Consider the following 17757-nt stretch of genomic DNA (forward strand, 5'->3'; position numbering starts at 1 on the left):
TTACCTCTTTGACAGCTAAAACTTAGTGAACTAAGTTTCGTTGCTTTTATCTGATGAGCTAATCCTGTAATGTGTAAAAAGTTACAATTTGGAGGGTGTAAGCGGAATTTCAACAATAAACTCTGTCCCTTTTCCAGGTTCTGTAATGCATAACAATTGCCCTCCATGCTTTTCGACAATAATTTGATAGCTGATTGATAGCCCCAAGCCTGTACCTTCGCCCACAGGTTTTGTGGTGAAGAAGGGGTCAAAAATTCGCTTCCTAGCATCTTTTGGAATACCAGGCCCATTGTCGGCAATCCGTATGACAGCGCATTGATTGCTTCCAGGTTCTTGAGATCTGGATGGATCGGCCTCTGAACACTCTACAATCTCAGTAGAGATTTTAATAGTTCTAGTATTACACTGAATTACGCCAGATCTAAAATTTGTATGACTTGAATCAGCATGGCTACAATCAGACTTTTCCAGGGCATCGATCGCATTATTGAGAATATTCATAAAAACTTGGTTGAGTTGCCCTGGATAGCACTCTACTGGCGGCAAGTTTCCATACTCCCTAATCAATTGGATATTAGCTGCTTCTGGCTTTAAGCGGTGTTGCAAAATCAAAAGCGTGTTCTCCAGTCCTTCATGAATATCAACAGGTTTACGTTCCGCTTCATCCAACCGCGAGAAATTTTTCAAGCTAAGGACTATTTGGTGGATGCGGTTGACTCCCATATTCATTGAGCTTAGGAGTTTGGGGAAATCTTCCATCAAAAACTCTAAATCAATTGCCTCAATTAAGTCTTCAACTTCCGGTGCAGGTTTGGGACAGTGCTTCGCATAGAGCTGTACCAATTCCAGCAAGTCATGAGCATATTGATTAGCGTGAGCAATATTGCCATAAATGAAGGTCACTGGATTATTAATTTCATGGGCAACACCCGCAACCAACTGCCCTAAACTTGACATTTTCTCCGTCTGAATTAGCTGCATTTGAGCTTGCTGAAGTTCTTGGAGGGTGGCTTTTAGCTGAGTCGCTTGCTTTTTCAACGCAGTTTTTGACCGTCGCAAGGCAGCTTCTGCCGCTTTTCGCTCCTTCAGTTCATCAGCAACTTGCTCAAACAAAGCCGCTTGCTGAATGGCAATCCCTAACTGGATACTCAACTGTTTGAGTAGTTCTACTTCTGATTCCTGCCACTGCCGAGGACTAGAGCATTGATAGGCAATCATCAGTCCCCAAAGCTGATCTCCTTGTAGGATAGGCACAACCAGGCTAGATCTAACTTGGAACCGTTCTAGTAATCTAATATGGCAGGGGCTTAAACCCGCCTTGTAAATATCCTGAGTTGCTCGAATTCCACCCCGTTGGTAGAAAAGGGCTTTATTTTCCTTAAAACAGGTATCTTCTATTGTTGTTCCCAGCGCTGGTATCCACCCTGGAGCAACTGACTCCACCTCGACTGTTCCACTCCAATCTGGGTGAAAGCGGTAAATCAATGTGCGATCGCATTTCAAAAATTGTCGCACTTCCGCAACAGCAGTATTGAGAACTTGCGTCAGGTTCAAAGACTGGCGGATGCGCTGATTCATCCCCCCAAGTAGTCGCTCTCTTTCTGCTTGCTGTCGTAGCTTGGCTTCAGTCTGCTTTCGCTCTGTAATATCGCGGAACGACCAGATTCGACCGTAGCACTCACCACTAGATGATAGGACTGGAGAGGAATAACAATCAAAAACTCGTCCGTTATTCAGGTAAATTTCATCACGGCTAATCAGGGTAGGATGCTGCTCAAGATACTCTACGTGGCTGAAAACCTTTTGTGGCTGAGTGATCAAAGGCAGCATGTAGTTGAGGAGTGTTGTTTTATCCTCTGAATGCCTTACAGTTTCAGGGATTCCCCACATTTCACAGAATCGACGGTTGTAACTCGTGAGCGTTCTTTTTTCGTCAATGACTAAGATTCCATCCAGTGCCGAGTCTTGTTGTGCCTTCATTAAGGCATTGCTACGCCGCAAATCTTGTTCTGCTTGCTTAAGTTTGGTAATGTTTTGGGTCATCACCATACCCGCAGAGATTTCCCCCTCTTCGTTGGTTACTGGCAAGATAAAAACAAGGTAAACGCGATCGCCATAAGGGAACTCAAATGTCGTAGTCTCTCCTGCCAGTGCGCCTCGATACGCTGGTTCAAAGGCTTGACAGACTTCTGGTGCAAAGGCATCCCATAGCGTCTTTCCTTCCAGTGACTCCTTTGAATGCCCAACGCTAGCTAGCTCAACTCCTTCTGCAATTAAATAGCGTAAATCTCGGTCAAAGAGTAACACTGCCCCATTGGGGAAATTTTTCGCGAGAGTGCGGTATTGCTCTTCACTCTTTTTTAAAGCCGCGTCTTTGTGTTTGCGGTGGCTAATATCACGCGCAAACGCGCAACTGTACTCTTGATCGTTGAATTTGAGGTAGTTTAGTGTGATTTCTACGGGAATTAACCGACCGTCTTTGGTTCGATGCTGAGTTTCGAGGGTGAACGAGCCATGTTGCTTAACGTCTTCCCAATGCTCACGCCAAATTTCTACGGGAAATCCTGGGTTAATATCAGGCAGGTTCATCGTCAGTAGTTCTTCACGGGAATACCCTAACGATTTGCACGCCGCTTCATTCACGTAGAAGAATTTTGCATCCGGACGAATGTAGAACACGGCATCAGCCGCGTTTTCAAGTGAGAACTGCATCAACTGCTGTCTCTCTTGGGCAAGCTTTCGCTCTGTAATGTCAGACAGAAGGCTAATAAAGTGTGTTAAAGAGCCATTCGCGTCTCGGACTGGCGAAATCTTGAGTTCATTCCAGAAGGCTGTGCCGTCTTTCCGGTAATTTTGTAATACAACTTGGCAGTCTCGCCCCGCTCGTATCGCCTGACGTATTTGCTTAACGCTATCTTGGTCAGTATCTAGACCTTGCAAAAAACGACAGTTACGACCGATCACTTCGTCGTAGGAATACCCTGTAATTTCAAGGAAAGCCGCATTACAGTAGATGATTGGATTGTCACGCTTACGAGCATCCGTGATGACAATGCCACCCTTAATAGCAGCTAAGGCATGGTCATAGAGCCAGAGGGCACCTGAATTTAAATTATTCAATTGCTGAGCCTCTAACGTGCCATAACTGGCTTGTTGCCTTGCCATCGATTTCATAGGAGTAGATCAGGTAAAGGAAAATGAGCCAAGTTAGTTATTTATCTCTATTTTTCTCATAACTTAAATAAATATAAAGATAAGTTAATACCTCGGAAGATAGAATCCATACAGAGTAGGTATAAACAACTACTCAGTACCTGAAAAATGTAAAGTTTTAATACTGGCTTGTAGTGAAGTTACTCCTCGCTCGTGAACCGTATTGAGGAGTGTTTTATCTTGTTTCAACGACAGGGAAGCCGCTTTTACTGAACCCTTGATGTTTCAAGCTGCAAGTGCAAACTTAATTTTTATTCATTAATATATTGCACTAACTATGTAAAAATATGTTCCCTATGCAAAGAAATCGTGAAGATATGTAACAGCTTTTAAGGAGAGACAGAGAACACTTCAAGCAATTGCTCATCTTGGCGATCGCTTAGACTTTCAGTTAAACGTAGAAACTAGAGATTTTCCTCCTCTGTTGGAGAGACAGCGTATTGGCAATTTTGTAGTGAACATAGGTATTCTATCGGGGGGACATCCGAAAGCAAATCCATCTTTGAAAAGAGAATTAGGAAAAGAGATTTTCATTGTTTGTTCTCCCCTGCACCAAAGCTTATTTCTTTATGAGGCGGGCACAACTATGGGCGTAGAGACAGTCAACAGAGGAAAATAGCAATAATCTGTCAACGATAAGCGCTTCCATGATTGCCCAAGTGATAGCGACGTTGAATTACACCCACTTACACCAATCCCTAGAATCAAAATGTCAGGCAGAACTTTGACAGCAAAAACACTCCTTCAACCCATTGACCGTGTGGCTTTGGGCGTAATGCTAGTACTAAGCCTGCTCATTGGGATATTGCTATTGAGCGGCGATCACACAGCGCCTCGTGTGCGCGATTTCAGTTGGCAGGACAAACAAGTCGGGGCACAGGATACTGCGTTTACGTTTACCTTTAGCCGCCCGATGAACCATGACAGCGTGGCAGCTAATCTAAAAATAACTCCCCCTCTCCCCGGAAAAATTAGCTGGGCGGGTCGTCGGATGGCTTATACGCCGCTGTTTCCCGTACCCTATGGCACGGAATATAAAGTGCAATTGCAGGGGGCTAAAGACCAATTTCCAGGATTACAGAGGAAAGGAACGCTAATTGAGCCATTTAGCGCTTCTTTCCGGACTCGCGATCGCGCATTTATTTACATTGGGGTGGAGAAAGAAGAGCAAGGACGGTTAATTCTCTACAACCTCACCGCCCAGAAAAAAATGATTCTGACTCCCCCAGATTTGGTAGTAATGGACTTTAAGCCCTATCCAAACGGGGATCGAGTGTTGTTTGCAGCAAGCGATCGCAAAAATCAGGAACAGGGTTTACTCAATCAACAGTTGTACACCGTCACCACAGGACTTTCATTTCAAATCCCCGGTCAAGCAGAAGCCTCGCCAAACTCTCTGGGGAGGGTGGATTTAGTTTTGGACAGCAAAGACTACCAAAATCTCAAATTTGACTTGTCCGCTGATGGGAAGACAATTGTTGCCCAGCGCGTGAATCGCCGTAATCCTAGTGAATTTGGTCTGTGGATCATACAGCCTGACGCTCAGCCAAGACCCCTGGAAAACCAGCCAGGTGGTGACTTTGTGATTACCCCTGACAGTTCATCCGTTGCGATCGCTCAGGGACAAGGTGTGGCGATTCTCCCCTTAACTACAGCGGCAAAACCACTAGACTTTCTTCCAAAATTTGGGATGGTTTTGAGTTTTGCTAGGGATGGTTCAGCCGCGACAATGGTGAAATTTAATACCGACTATACGCGATCGCTCTTTTTGGTAACGAACCAAGGCGTTCAGAAAGAACTACTACGCACAACAGGTTCAATCCAAAGTTGTGAATTCACTCCTACCAAGGAAAAGCTCTACTGCTTGCTCACGCAACTCATTCAAGGGGAAGAATACCAGGAAGAACCCTTCCTCGCTGCTATTGACCTGAAAGACACTAAAGACAGCAGCCAGTCTCCTGTGCAACCGTTAGTAGTGCTTCCCAATCAACGGGATATCCAGATGAGTCTTTCTCCAGATGGTTTAGCATTGCTTTTCGACCAAGTTGTTACTAGACCGCCCTCCGCAACTGATATGTTGAGAACCAATGAAGGACAAGCGATCGGTCAAGGACTACTATGGCTGCTACCCTTAGTTGAGGCAACATCCTCAAATCCCCCAGCTCAACTACAACCAGAGCAACTATTATCAGGCTTCCAGCCTCGTTGGCTCCCCTAAACTCATAACAACTTTCAAATCAATTGAAGCTCGTAGGGGCGCACAGCGGTGCGCCCTGAATTGCTGCGGTTTCTACGTCCAGTAAAGAACACGAGCCTTAGGAAAGCGCCGTGCGATCTCGCTCTCGAAAAAGCGACGCAGCCGCTTCATCGTGTCAGGATCGTAGACATACTTTGTGCCACCAAACTTATTACGCTTAACACTACGCTTTGACTCGTCCATGTCCAATTTCGTGTGAGGGTACCAAGTCTGCAACACCTCTTTTGAGCCAGGTGTGAAGCGGTGGGAGATTAACTCAAACGTCAGGTCACAATCAAAAGCGATCGCATCACTAATTTGGTCAAATAGACGAGTGTAATGTTCCTCCCAATCCTCTACAGGCATAATTGGAGCAATCACTAAACCTACGGGATAGCCACCACCACCTTGTGAACGGGGCAAGGCTAATTGTCGCAAAGCCATAAGACGTGACGTTACTGAGGCAGTACCGCCTTCAAAGCGACCCGAAACTGGGGCAGCATTAACACTCAAACGACACCGCGTGTGACCATTGTGGGGCAAGTCGAGGAGGTCATCCACTGCATCAAACTTCGACACCCAACGCAGATGTCCAGACTCCCGTGTTCCAAAGTAACGGATGCATTCAGCGAGGCTTCCGGTTAGATGCTCAATGCCCAGTGGGTCAGTATAGCAGCTTACCTCGAAACTCGTGGCTTGGCTTGTCTCATAAGCTGCCAAGTTTGCCAAAATCTGCGGCAAGTTCGCAAAAACCCGAATGACAGGTGGCCCTGATAAGCTACCAGCTAGATAGCAGTATTGACAGTGTGCAGGACAGCCTTCGGCAAGGTGAAACTGCCAATCAGCCGACGGTGGGATGGGGCTGAGTTTGAAGGTGCTTGGTGGTGCATTGACAACGGCGAGGGTACGCTTACTCTTGTCGTAAGTTTCACGCTCTGAATCGCCACGTAAACCTGTCAAACGATTTTGGCGTAACTCCTCAATCGGCAAATTTAGAGATTCTACACGTTCTAGAATCTGCTGACCCCATGGTTCAGCTAAGGCAGCAGGTGTAAATAGGACACGCTCCGGCATCCACAACTTAGGCGATCGCGTCTCCAACCCTAACTCAGGCTTATCTGCTGTTGTGTTTAGCAAAATAGTTCTCCGCGTCTTTTCTGGTAACTGTCTTAATCGGAACAGGCAACGTACTCGCTCCTGAAGCGCAGCAAGACTAACTAGAGACTCACAAGTTGTCTGTTGCTTCGACTCCAAACACTATTCCTGATGTACTAATACCAATGCTTGTCTTCTGTGAAAGCTCTACTACTTATTTTAATTTCTACCCAATTGAACGGTGAGCTAGAAAGAGAGCGGGTTTCACCCTGTTTAAAGTAGAGGTTTTGCCTTGTGCTTCTGCCCTGGAGCCTCTGCCTTCTGCCTTTCTTGTTCACTAGACAAATTGCACCCTTTGTTTTAAGGTATGGGGTTACGCTTCCAGGTATTTGTTGATAAACTTTAGAACCACAAAGATGACTGTAAGAGTACTGCTTGCAGTGTCTTCATCTTTAGTAATATTTTGATTGTTTAGAAAAGCCCTGTCTTCTGATGACTCTTAAATGGATTACCCCAGCCGCTCGTCTGAGCGCACTGCCACCCTATGTGTTTGCTCGTTTAGATGAACTGAAAGCGCGTGCCCGTGAGCAGGGACTTGATTTAATTGACTTAGGGATGGGTAATCCCGATGGCCCGGCACCTGAACCTGTGATTGAAGCCGCGACTAGAGCTTTGAAAAATCCCGCGAATCATGGCTATCCTCCCTTTGAAGGGACTGCTAGTTTCCGCCGCGCGATTACTAGTTGGTACCGCCGTCGCTATGATGTTGAACTCGATCCCGATAGCGAAGCCTTACCTTTGTTGGGTTCCAAGGAAGGCTTAACTCATCTTGCTCTGGCGTATATCAATCCGGGTGACGTAGTTCTCGTCCCTAGTCCAGCCTATCCTGCTCATTTTAGAGGCCCACTCATTGCGGGTGGTACGATTCACAGCCTAATTCTGAAACCCGAAAACGACTGGTTAATCGATTTAGGGGCGATTCCAGAAGATGTTGCTAGACGGGCGAAGATGCTCTATTTCAACTATCCAAGTAATCCCACCGCCGCTACAGCCCCGCGTGAATTCTTCAAAGATATTGTTGCTTTTGCCCGGAAGTACGAAATCTTGCTCGTTCATGACTTGTGTTATGCCGAACTTGCTTTTGATGGCTATCAGCCCACTAGCTTGCTAGAAATTCCTGGTGCTAAAGAAATTGGCGTGGAGTTCCATACATTATCGAAAACCTACAACATGGCAGGTTGGCGTGTCGGCTTCGTTGTCGGGAATCGCCACATTATTCAAGGGCTACGGACGTTAAAAACAAACTTGGATTATGGCATCTTTGCTGCCCTACAAACGGCGGCAGAAACTGCCTTGCAGCTACCGGATGTCTATGTGCATGAAGTTCAAGCACGTTACCGTCGTCGTCGTGATTTTCTGATTGATGGGTTAGCGCAGTTGGGTTGGAATGTGCCCAAAACAAAAGCAACAATGTATCTTTGGGTACCTTGTCCCGTGGGAGTAAGTTCAACTGACTTTGCTCTTAATGTTTTACAGCAAACAGGTGTTGTTGTAACGCCAGGAAATGCCTTTGGTGTAGCGGGTGAGGGATATGTGCGGATTAGTTTGATTGCGGAATGCGATCGCCTTCAAGAGGTTCTGAATCGCTTTAAGCAAGCGAAGATCTGCTACGACGCTGGGCAATGCCTACAGTATGGCTGATGATACAACTGTACGGATAACAACAGAGGCAAGTGAAGCCACACAAATCCCGACGGGATGGCATGGCAGCTTGGATTTGGTGTACGTCCATAACGACGGCACAACGAAGCTAATTCACAACCAAGTGCAATCGCCTTTGAAGGTACAGCGCCCATTTTATCCAGAAGGAGAGGCGGTTTGTCATAGCGTTGTATTGCATACGGCTGGGGGGATGGTAGGAGGCGATCGCTTGGCTCAAACTATCCACCTTAAACCTAACGCTCAAGCCTTAATCACCACTGCTGCCGCCAGTAAAGTCTATCGCAGCAATGGGCAAGACGCGAGACAAACCATCAAACTCCAAATCGAGGCGGGTGCTTATTTAGAGTGGTTACCCCAGGAAACAATTGTGTTCAATGGTGCCATTTACCAACAGGATTTGCGGGTAGAATTAGCACCACAGGCTAGTTGGCTAGGCTGGGAAATTACGCGATTTGGGCGGAGTGCTAGAGGAGAAACTTTCTTACAAGGAGAATGGCGATCGCATACCGAAGTCTGGCAACAAGGGCAGCCGTTGTGGATTGATCGGCAATGGCTACCAGCGGGAGAAGACATCATCAATAGTCCTCACGGTTTAGCGGGACAACCGATTGTGGCAACCCTATCTTGGATCGGGCAACCTGTTTCCAGAGAAATCCTAGACACAGCGAGAATTCTGTGGAATTCTAAAGAACGTCAGGGAGAAGCAGGCGTTACTCAGCTAATTTCAGGATTAGTGTGCCGATATCGTGGTGCTTCGACCTTGGAGGTGAGAAACTGGTTTACGGATATTTGGCAACTGCTACGTCTATCCTCTGTAGGACGTTCTGTAACCAAGCCGCGAGTTTGGCAGATGTGAACGATTTGAATTGGATAGCTATAGGCAATTGCTCACTATGAACAATGAAAATCACTTTCCTCTAACACTTATTTAAAAAATCGAACAATGCAACTATCGCCCCAGGAAAAAGATAAGCTGCTAATTTTCACGGCTGCCTTGCTAGCAGAACGACGTAAAGATAGAGGATTGAAACTAAACTATCCAGAAGCGATCGCCTACATCAGTGCAGCAATTTTGGAAGGTGCCAGAGATGGTCGTACTGTAGCTGATTTAATGAGTTACGGCACAACATTACTAACGCGGGATGATGTAATGGAAGGGGTGCCAGAGATGGTGCAAGAAGTACAGGTAGAAGCCACATTTCCTGATGGCACAAAACTAGTTACAGTTCATGACCCGATTCGTTAGGCAAGAGCAGAACCTTGATGAGGATATCGGGTTCTCGTTGTCTAATTTGATTGGGATATAGCGGTTCTCGGTTGGATGCGGTACACTTTGACCTCTCTGGAAAACCTCTCTCCTACTCTTGAGTGAGGCTTTGATTCTTACTCCCCTTCCAGCTAAAAACATTATTCCTTTTCCCTCTCCTTGTAGGAGAGGGCTAGGGAGAGGTGGGAAGGGGTTGGGGTTTAGGTTTTTCTGCTGTACACGCGCGTAACAGAGAAATGCTATAAATAGGATTCACATTTTCATCAATTAGATAGTTCAGTGCCATTAGCTTGTTTCTTAGCTTTTCTTTCCGCTCTCAGTTGTCGGAGTTTTTGAGAAACTGGTAAGGGATTGAGTCGCTGTTGTTCCCTCATTCTGTGACCATGTTCTATCCAGTTTTTCATGTAATCACTAATGGTTTCTTTGTTTTGTAGGTAATAAAGAACTTCAAAATCTCTACAAAGCAGGTGGTATAAATTTCGGACTGGGATGTGTTGCGGAGAAATGCGATCGCCTCTCTAAAAACACCCACAGACTTGGCTTATTATCTAAGTACTAGACAAACTGATGAGTGAATTCATACATTAAATCCACTCTACCTTTACGCAACATAGCTGGATCTAAACGTTCTGTTGTATTGCAAGTCATCAGCACCACCAACTTTTGCTCAGTTTGAATTGCCGCTTCATCAATCACGCTTTGATATAACGTTCCATCCAGTAAACTCAAAATATGCTCAGTTTTATTGCTGTGTTGAGCTGCAAGTGTCGCCCGATCTTGAGCCAAATTATCCGCTTCATTAATAATCAGGCAAATCCGCTCCAAATAACTCGGTGGAACAAAATTCTCAACCGCATCATGATCTAAGATGAAGATGACAAACCCCAGAGGCATCAAAATTTCTTTTGCCACAGCTTGCGTCCAAGCTGTTTTCCCAGTACCAGGTTTTCCACTTACTAATACCGCTAGCTGATTTTTGTCCAGAACAGCTTGCTGAACTAAATCCGTGAAGCTTTGTACATCAGCAGGGAATGTCCGAATTGAAAACTGACTTTGAACCTGTCCAACTCGGCTTTGATAGCCACTGAGCATTACCGCTAAATTGTAAGTGGCTTTGTTAACTAGGGGTGCGATGTTCTTGGCAATTAAAGAATAATGTCGTCGCCCTTTACCCAGATTGTCAATTTGTAGCCAAACTTGATGCCCAGGCCAATAGGCAAAAGCGGTTCCAATGATTTCAAGACGCTCCCAGCTCACAAAGCGACTGATTGGAAAATAAAAATGCCGTTCCATATAATACTGGGTAATAATTTCTGGATTACCCAACAAATCCAGAATTTTGAAAACCGTAATCTCTTCTAATCGGTTGAGAACATAATTAATCGGAATGCTCTGGCGTGTTACGACTTGCGCCACCGGTGTCTCAACACTTAAAAGGTCTCCGTAGCGATGATCTGGAACAGGTGGCTCAGGGGTAATATAATCCCAGAAATCATTTATTTCGTATCGCGTATTATCCGAAAAAACATTTAAGAGATTTGCCCACCAGGTATAGTAGTTACGACCTAGGGCATCAGCAAGGTCACTAGCAATATTTAAAGTTTTTTGAGTAAGTTCCCAAGGGTCATTAGATACAAGATGCAAAAAAAAGTCCCATTCAAATTGTCTGGATAAGGGTCGCCAACCCGCCCCTAACAAGCCTCGACTCTGTGGATTATTAGGAGTAAACTGGTTTTCATTGCTTGCAAATTCGCCTGAATGCATAATTGAAATTTCTTAGTGTTGCAATAGTATTTTAGTCAGTTAAAAGAGTAAGAAATATTATTCTAGCTAAACTTTTGCATTTAAATTTTCTTTCCTTAAATAATGTTCCAATTGTTCGAGTAACGGGTCAATTGTTTGTTCCTGAATGGCATGAGGTGGATGCCAGCTTATCCAGGTATAACTGCTATGTTCGGTTAGCTTGATAGTCACATCCTGCTCTAACAAACCTAGAAAAATTACCAATGTCTTTTCGACGGTTTCGCTACCAAAACGCTTGTAACGAGCTTGATAAGTAATCGTAAAACGAAATCTCTCATCCAGCTTTAGTGAACTCGCTTCAATACCTGTTTCCTCATAAAGTTCGCGGAGGGCGCAGCTCCACTCATCTTCACCAGCTTCGATGTGACCTTTTGGTAAGTCATAGCGCGTTGGATGTTGCATCAGCAAGAAGCTGAGTTGCGGTTTAGTACGCATCACAATTACGCCGCAAGATTTGACTTGTCGCATAGTTAGGATGTTTCACTCTTAGGATAAATTAGGCTTTTTGTACATATTGGGCTGGAATATGCTCCACCAGCCACACCCCATTTTCAGAACAGTAGAACGTATAACCCACTTTGTTCATGGTTGCCGCATCTACTATAAATACTTCGGGACGACCATGCCGTGCGCCTACCTTTCGTGCCGTGGCTACATCACGGGAAAGATGGACGTGATGGCGAGACATTTTACGAAGACCTTCCTGGAGAATTGCCTCAACGGCACCGTGACCTGTACCGTGGTACAAAACGTCAGGAGGAATTGCAGGTTCTAGTTGCAAATCAACGTCTACACTATGACCTTGATTAGCACGAATTAGGCTGCCAGTTGAGTCGAAGGAAAAGCGTTTTTTGTCATTATTGGCGACGACTTCATTCAGTTCAATGTGGTTGATGGGAAAGGCGTGTTTTTTACACGCGGCTAAGAGTTTATCGACACTAACCCAGCCACCTAGCGCGAGTTGAATGCCAATTCGCTCAGGTTGGTGTCGAAGATGTTTGCTGAGATATTTGCTGATTTTGACTAGGCGAGAATTATTCATTAACCGCTATCAGTCCACCATCCTCTTTGGCAAAGATATATTTTCCACTCTCTAAGTCAGTTGCAAACTGCCCTAACCAGTCTTTGAAGCTATTAGCAATGACTTCTCTATGTTCCCAGTCATGCCACATTATGATAATTTGCCCAACTTGACCTCCAGGTGCTGGGTCTAAATCCAGACAATGAGGGTCACCAGAGCCACTATAAGTCAAGGGAATCCAATTTTGGTTCCACCAGTCTGATTGAATTGAACCAACGGGTACGCTTTTTGTACCATCAAACTCTCCTACGTCTAGTAAGTCTTTCCAAATCTGCCACTCATCCATAATTCGTTCTAGGGAAAGAAACTCCCAAGCATTGATTAGCCCATGTTCTGGCTCAGATTGACCATTGTGAAGGCGATAGGACGCTTTAACATCTTCAGGTAATTTACTTTCCAAAAAGGCTTCGGCTTTGTTGATGGCTTGATCAGTTGCTCCTGGTTGTAGGCTATCGAGAATTTCTGGTGCATTAATGGCAAGCCAGGTTTCAATGCGGTTCCATATCGTCTCCACGACTCCCTACCCTTCGTTATAAGCTACTGGTTGAGGCGCACCAGTAATTGTATTATACTGTACTACAAATAGTTGGGGTAAGTTCCTGATATTTAGAGTTTGCCTTTCAACAATCTGTTCAAAGCATTGTTAGCTTACTAAGCAATAAAGTTCAGATAGCTCTTTGCATTAGTTTTATACTTGTTAACGAGGCATCTACCCAAAGTTAGATAAAAAAAATTGGAAGCCCAGCCTAGCTAAGGTTGAGGGCTTGGCTTATTGTTTCCGCTTCAAATTGCTTTTTCCAGAGGAAATGCAAAATGTTTACTCCATCGCTTCAGGTAATCATGGTAGCGACAGTTCTATCGCTACCAATCGTTTCATTCAACATCCCTAGTGCCCTGGCAGACGACCAACGCGACTTTACTGTTGTCAATAACACCAACACTACTCTCAAAGCGTTGTTTGTTTCATTGTCCGGTTCTACTACCTGGGGTGAAAACGTTTTAGATAAGAGCATTCCTACTGGTGCATCCACTGAGTTAAATTACGTTGGCGAAGCCTCTGACTGCCTGTTTGACATCAAAGGCATATTTTCAGATGGAGCAGAGACGGAAGACAGACAGGTTGATTTTTGTAAGGTTGGCACCTATACCTTTAATAACGAAGGTCTGTAATCTTGGTATTAAGCGATCGCCTTTAGCCTTTAAATTACCTATTATTTAGCTTCTAAAAAGCAGATTGGAGTAAAGTTAGCTTCAACCTGCTGTTTGCATAGGAATCACCTTTATTGCACTACACCCGCTCCAAAGCCTAAACTCTAGACCTTTGAACCTTTTATTGCTTGTTGTGCTAACAACATACTACAAAAATAATACAAACTCGTCAATAGACCAGAAAACTAGTTCTCAAGGCGGTGGATGACATGCCTGACTTCTATCGCCGACCTGTAGCTATTGATTTGTTTGCGGGTGCTGGTGGATTTTCTTTAGGGATTGAGCAAGCAGGGTTTGATGTTGCCTTAGCTGTGGAACACGATCCAGTTCATGCGGCGGTGTATGCGTTTAACTTTCCCCACAGCAAAGTTATATGTGCAGACATCGCTAAACTATCGGGGCTAGACATCAAGCAAGCTCTCTCGGACTGGGCAGTTGAGCATCGGCAACACAGCAACTGGAATGGTGAGATTGACTTGGTTTTTGGTGGGCCTCCCTGCCAAGGCTTCTCGATGATTGGCAAACGTCTACCAAATGATGCTCGTAACAATCTTGTGTTTGACTTTTGCCGCTTGGTGAAAGAACTCCAACCTCGCTACTTTGTGATGGAGAATGTTCCTGGCTTGTGTCTCAATAAACATTCCTCTATCCTTGAGCGACTGATGAATGAGTTTGAGGTGGCTGGATATAAGCTGACAGAGCCAGTGCAGGTATTAAATGCTGCCAATTTTGGTGTACCGCAAAAGCGACGACGGTTCTTTTTACTAGGTACTCAAGTTGGGGCAGTTGCAATTGATTATCCTTGCCCAGAAGTAGAGGCAAGCTTTCAACCGATTACAGTCAAAGATGCGATCGCAGATTTACCCAACCTGGATGATTTTACAGAACTCTCTTCAACTGACTCGATTCAACTCACATCAGAACAGCTATATCAGTTGCACGAACAGACAAGCCCCTATGTCAAAAAATTACGGGGGATGATGTCTGATCCAAGCGACTTTGCTTACCCTCGCTACTGGAATCCCCAGCTATTAACCAGTTCAATACAAACCCAGCATACTGAGCTTTCAATTGAGCGCTTTAAGAACACCCCCATGGGGAACCTAGAACCAACCAGTCGCCTCAGACGCCTCAACTGGGACAAACCTTGTCATACCTTAAGAGCTGGTACTGGTTATGAGCGTGGTAGTTATACCTCTCCTCGTCCAATTCATCCTCAGTACCCCAGAGTCATCTCTGTGCGTGAGGCAGCGCGACTACACTCTTTTCCTGACTGGTTCCGCTTCCATGCGACCAAGTGGCATGGGTTTCGACAAGTAGGCAATGCTGTGCCACCTCTTCTCGCGAGAGTGATTGGTAGCCAAATTATTGCAGCGTTAGCGATTGAACTCCCAGTGCCAACAACTCGTTTAGAACTTGGGAACACTAAAGTACTCAAGTTCACCCTGGTGAAAGCTTCTAAGTATTGGAATGCCCCAAAGCACTTTTTCGATTAAGGCTGTTGGGTACGTTGAACAATACTATTGAAGGGTGGAGTCTTGATACACTTTTGATGTGAGGACGAGTATACCCCATGTCACAAGCCAAACCAAGAGCGATCGCCAACGAAATCGCCAACGAAAACGATCTCATCCAAATCTTTGAGCGATCGCCAATTCTCACCAGCCAAAAAGCAGGTTGGAATGGTATTTTCCTGGGACATTTCCGCACACCTGCCGATGACGCTCCTGAAGTTTCCAGTCTCTTTTGGCATGGTCTTCTCATTTTCCCAAAAACTGAAGCCCCAATTCAGGCAAAGCGAACCCTAAACGGAAAAATTCGCCATGAGCAAGTAATTGAAGGAGATATAGTCATTACTCCTGCCCAGGTTAGTCATCGTTCTTGTTGGAATGCAGAACATGACTTTATCGTTATCGCTATGGCTCCGGATGTTTTCGCTCGTGCTGTTGACGAATCGGCTGAACCTTCTAACGTTGAGCTATTGCCTCAGTTTGCCACATCTGACGCGCTAGTTCTGCAAATTGGGCTGGCACTTAAGGGAGTCTTAGAAAACAATCCTAAAGGGAGCCGTCTCTACGCTGAGACAATGGCGAATGCTCTAGCAGTTCACCTGTTAGAAAACTACTCGGCACAGCAACCCATTTTACGTGAATATAGTGGAGGTCTTTCCAAACACCAATTGCGGCAAGTAATTGAGTACATTAATGGGCATCTCGACCGAGAGTTAGGTTTAACAGAACTGGCTGCAATCGTGCAGATGAGTCCTCATTATTTTACTCGCTTGTTTAAACAATCAACGGGCTTGACTCCGCATCAATATGTGATTCGCCGTCGAGTAGAACGGGCTAAAGAATTACTTTTAAAAGGAGAACTCAGCATTGCAGAGGTAGCCTACAGTGTTGGTTTTGCCAACCAAAGCCATCTCAACCGTCACTTGAAACGTCTGCTAGGCGTGACTCCCAGGTATATCCGCCATAGATGACAAAAATGTACAAAAAATTGGACGAATCTGCAAGACGCTCTTTAGTAGAAAGGTAATTCTGAGTAATGTAGAGTTACAAGGGGAGCGAGAAATGGATACCGTTAAAAGTCATTCCGCTATTGTGGGCAGCAGCGCTACAGAAATTGCTCAAAAAATTGCGGCGGGAGAACTTTGGGCCAGTGAAGTTGTTGAGGCGCACATTCAACGTATTGAGGAGGTTAATCCTCGCTTAAATGCTGTGATTATCCCTCTATTTGAGCAGGCACGAGCACAAGCAAAAACCGCTGATGACGCTCGTTCTAGAGGAGAAACACTCGGACTATTATACGGAGTTCCCATCACTATCAAGGAGTCCTTTGATGTAGCGGGAACTGTCTCTAACATGGGAATTTCTGCTTTGAGTCAAACGGCAAAGCAGGATGCGCCACTGGTCAAAAGACTGCAACAGGCGGGAGCGATTATTTTAGGTAAAACCAATGTTGCACAGTTACTAGCATCGAACGAATCGGATAATCCTGTCTACGGTCGCACCTTGAATCCCTGGAATCCGGAACGTTCTCCAGGGGGAAGCAGTGGTGGTGAGGCGGCGATTATCGCGGCTTTGGGTTCGTGTCTTGGCTTGGGGAGTGATATTGGTGGAAGTGTCCGGATGCCTGCTCATGCCTGTGGGATTTGCAGCCTGAAACCGACATCGAGTAGGCTATCGATGGTCGGTCACGTACCCCTGTTACCCGGTCAAGAAGCGATACTGGCACAACCCGGTCCAATGGCACGGACTGTCGCTGACTTGAACTTGGCGATGAAAGTTCTGGCGGCACCGGGACAGGAAGCGTTTGACCCCAGTGTTCCTCCGGTATCTTGGCGCGAACCGTCTGATGTCAAGCTGGACAATCTGCGAATTGCTTTTTTCACTGACAACGGCATCATGACTCCTTCCCCCGCCGTGCGAAGGGCGGTGAGAGAAGCTGCTCTTTCACTCTTAAAGCGGGGTGCGATTGTCGAAGAGTGGACACCTCCAGACTTGCTGAAAGCTATACAGTTATATTTCCAACTGTATGGTGCAGATGGTGGAGTAACCTCTAAAAAGCAGTTAGGTAACAGCAAAACGCTTCCACAACTTAAGCAGACCCTTCAAACCATCTCTGCACCAAAAGCTTTACTTAAAGTTATTGCAGCACTTTCTGGATTCATGGGGCAGCCACTGATCGCTCAGCTTTTTCCTTATATGGGCGAAGTATCGGTGAGCGAATATTGGCAGGTTATTGATGAACGTAACCGCTACCGTGCCGCTTTTATGGCAGCAATGGAAGCTAAACAATTTGATGCAATACTCTCTCCAGTTTGCGCTCTGCTAGCGGTGATGGCAGCAATAGAAGAACATTTCCAGTCGCAACCCGACTATCCGGTTCATCCACCTGTTTAGGATAGAGCGATCGCTCTTCCCTTTCACTTGCCTGAGTGAAGAGTTGCGAGGGGCTGGTGAGAGTTTATTCGCTGCTCTGAACAAGAGTGCCAATCTCACAACTGTCTCCTCGACGCTCAAGTTACCACCCCTCTAAACCAAGTTCTTGAAGACAAATGGGTAGACTTTCAAGGAAACTGGTCACAACAAGCCCCATTGCAACACAGATTTCGGCAAAACTCAGGTT

Annotated in this window: 14 protein-coding genes; 8 read left to right on the plus strand and 6 right to left on the minus strand. The window is 45.5% G+C overall.

What is annotated here, in order from left to right:
- Positions 1 to 81 precede the first annotated feature (81 nt).
- Positions 82 to 3174, minus strand: a complete 3093-nt coding sequence (locus AC5JL3_RS32930; protein WP_496078466.1) for a PAS domain S-box protein — start codon at positions 3172 to 3174, stop codon at positions 82 to 84.
- Between the two features lie 748 nt (positions 3175 to 3922).
- On the opposite strand from AC5JL3_RS32930, the gene AC5JL3_RS32935 reads away from it, so the two are divergent.
- Positions 3923 to 5431 (plus strand): Ig-like domain-containing domain, encoded by a 1509-nt coding sequence (locus AC5JL3_RS32935; protein WP_496078467.1) that lies wholly within the window; start codon positions 3923 to 3925, stop codon positions 5429 to 5431.
- A gap of 72 nt (positions 5432 to 5503) precedes the next feature.
- On the opposite strand, the gene AC5JL3_RS32940 is transcribed toward AC5JL3_RS32935, so the two are convergent.
- Positions 5504 to 6703 (minus strand): spore photoproduct lyase family protein, encoded by a 1200-nt coding sequence (locus AC5JL3_RS32940; protein ID WP_496078468.1) that lies wholly within the window; start codon positions 6701 to 6703, stop codon positions 5504 to 5506.
- A gap of 333 nt (positions 6704 to 7036) precedes the next feature.
- On the opposite strand from AC5JL3_RS32940, the gene AC5JL3_RS32945 reads away from it, so the two are divergent.
- From AC5JL3_RS32945 to ureA, 3 genes are all read left to right on the plus strand, one after another.
- Complete coding sequence (locus AC5JL3_RS32945) at positions 7037 to 8245, plus strand: aspartate aminotransferase (protein ID WP_496078469.1); 1209 nt, start codon at positions 7037 to 7039, stop codon at positions 8243 to 8245.
- On the plus strand, positions 8238 to 9122 hold the full coding sequence (locus AC5JL3_RS32950) for an urease accessory protein UreD (protein WP_496078470.1): 885 nt from the start codon (positions 8238 to 8240) through the stop codon (positions 9120 to 9122). The genes AC5JL3_RS32945 and AC5JL3_RS32950 overlap by 8 nt, the downstream gene beginning before the upstream one ends.
- An 87-nt stretch (positions 9123 to 9209) precedes the next feature.
- On the plus strand, positions 9210 to 9512 hold the full coding sequence (gene ureA, locus AC5JL3_RS32955; protein ID WP_496078471.1) for an urease subunit gamma: 303 nt from the start codon (positions 9210 to 9212) through the stop codon (positions 9510 to 9512).
- Positions 9513 to 10088: 576 nt separating this feature from the next.
- Here ureA and AC5JL3_RS32960 read toward each other — a convergent pair.
- The 4 genes from AC5JL3_RS32960 to AC5JL3_RS32975 all read right to left on the minus strand — a co-directional run bounded on the left by AC5JL3_RS32960 (position 10089) and on the right by AC5JL3_RS32975 (position 12931).
- A complete protein-coding gene (locus tag AC5JL3_RS32960; RefSeq protein ID WP_496078472.1) occupies positions 10089 to 11297 on the minus strand; it encodes an AAA family ATPase in 1209 nt (402 codons plus the stop codon).
- A 66-nt stretch (positions 11298 to 11363) separates the two neighbouring features.
- Entirely contained in the window at positions 11364 to 11804 is a 441-nt protein-coding gene (locus AC5JL3_RS32965; RefSeq protein WP_496078473.1) for a bis(5'-nucleosyl)-tetraphosphatase, read from the minus strand.
- Between the two features lie 28 nt (positions 11805 to 11832).
- On the minus strand, positions 11833 to 12378 hold the full coding sequence (locus AC5JL3_RS32970) for an RNA 2'-phosphotransferase (RefSeq protein WP_496078474.1): 546 nt from the start codon (positions 12376 to 12378) through the stop codon (positions 11833 to 11835).
- Positions 12371 to 12931 (minus strand): SMI1/KNR4 family protein, encoded by a 561-nt coding sequence (locus AC5JL3_RS32975; protein WP_496078475.1) that lies wholly within the window; start codon positions 12929 to 12931, stop codon positions 12371 to 12373. The genes AC5JL3_RS32970 and AC5JL3_RS32975 overlap by 8 nt, the downstream gene beginning before the upstream one ends.
- A 299-nt stretch (positions 12932 to 13230) precedes the next feature.
- On the opposite strand from AC5JL3_RS32975, the gene AC5JL3_RS32980 reads away from it, so the two are divergent.
- The 4 genes from AC5JL3_RS32980 to AC5JL3_RS32995 all read left to right on the plus strand — a co-directional run bounded on the left by AC5JL3_RS32980 (position 13231) and on the right by AC5JL3_RS32995 (position 17531).
- Positions 13231 to 13587: a hypothetical protein gene (locus AC5JL3_RS32980; RefSeq protein ID WP_496078476.1), complete on the plus strand. Its 357-nt coding sequence runs from the start codon at positions 13231 to 13233 to the stop codon at positions 13585 to 13587.
- A gap of 248 nt (positions 13588 to 13835) precedes the next feature.
- On the plus strand, positions 13836 to 15122 hold the full coding sequence (locus tag AC5JL3_RS32985; protein ID WP_496078477.1) for a DNA cytosine methyltransferase: 1287 nt from the start codon (positions 13836 to 13838) through the stop codon (positions 15120 to 15122).
- Positions 15123 to 15199: 77 nt separating this feature from the next.
- Positions 15200 to 16108 carry a helix-turn-helix domain-containing protein gene (locus AC5JL3_RS32990; protein WP_496078478.1) on the plus strand — a complete coding sequence of 303 codons (909 nt, stop codon included), beginning with the start codon at positions 15200 to 15202 and terminating at the stop codon, positions 16106 to 16108.
- 91 nt (positions 16109 to 16199) lie between these two features.
- Positions 16200 to 17531 (plus strand): amidase, encoded by a 1332-nt coding sequence (locus tag AC5JL3_RS32995; protein WP_496078479.1) that lies wholly within the window; start codon positions 16200 to 16202, stop codon positions 17529 to 17531.
- The last annotated feature ends 226 nt before the right edge of the window (positions 17532 to 17757 follow it).

Source organism: Symplocastrum torsivum (assembly GCF_059505465.1).

Coding starts and splice junctions, on each gene's coding strand:
- AC5JL3_RS32935 (WP_496078467.1), top strand. CDS start 3,923: ATGTCAGGCAGAACTTTGACAGCAAAAACACTCCTTCAACCCATTGAC.
- AC5JL3_RS32995 (WP_496078479.1), top strand. CDS start 16,200: ATGGATACCGTTAAAAGTCATTCCGCTATTGTGGGCAGCAGCGCTACA.
- AC5JL3_RS32990 (WP_496078478.1), top strand. CDS start 15,200: ATGTCACAAGCCAAACCAAGAGCGATCGCCAACGAAATCGCCAACGAA.
- AC5JL3_RS32970 (WP_496078474.1), bottom strand. CDS start 12,378: ATGAATAATTCTCGCCTAGTCAAAATCAGCAAATATCTCAGCAAACAT.
- AC5JL3_RS32965 (WP_496078473.1), bottom strand. CDS start 11,804: ATGCGACAAGTCAAATCTTGCGGCGTAATTGTGATGCGTACTAAACCG.
- AC5JL3_RS32985 (WP_496078477.1), top strand. CDS start 13,836: ATGCCTGACTTCTATCGCCGACCTGTAGCTATTGATTTGTTTGCGGGT.
- ureA (WP_496078471.1), top strand. CDS start 9,210: ATGCAACTATCGCCCCAGGAAAAAGATAAGCTGCTAATTTTCACGGCT.
- AC5JL3_RS32960 (WP_496078472.1), bottom strand. CDS start 11,297: ATGCATTCAGGCGAATTTGCAAGCAATGAAAACCAGTTTACTCCTAAT.
- AC5JL3_RS32980 (WP_496078476.1), top strand. CDS start 13,231: ATGTTTACTCCATCGCTTCAGGTAATCATGGTAGCGACAGTTCTATCG.
- AC5JL3_RS32945 (WP_496078469.1), top strand. CDS start 7,037: ATGACTCTTAAATGGATTACCCCAGCCGCTCGTCTGAGCGCACTGCCA.
- AC5JL3_RS32930 (WP_496078466.1), bottom strand. CDS start 3,174: ATGAAATCGATGGCAAGGCAACAAGCCAGTTATGGCACGTTAGAGGCT.
- AC5JL3_RS32950 (WP_496078470.1), top strand. CDS start 8,238: ATGGCTGATGATACAACTGTACGGATAACAACAGAGGCAAGTGAAGCC.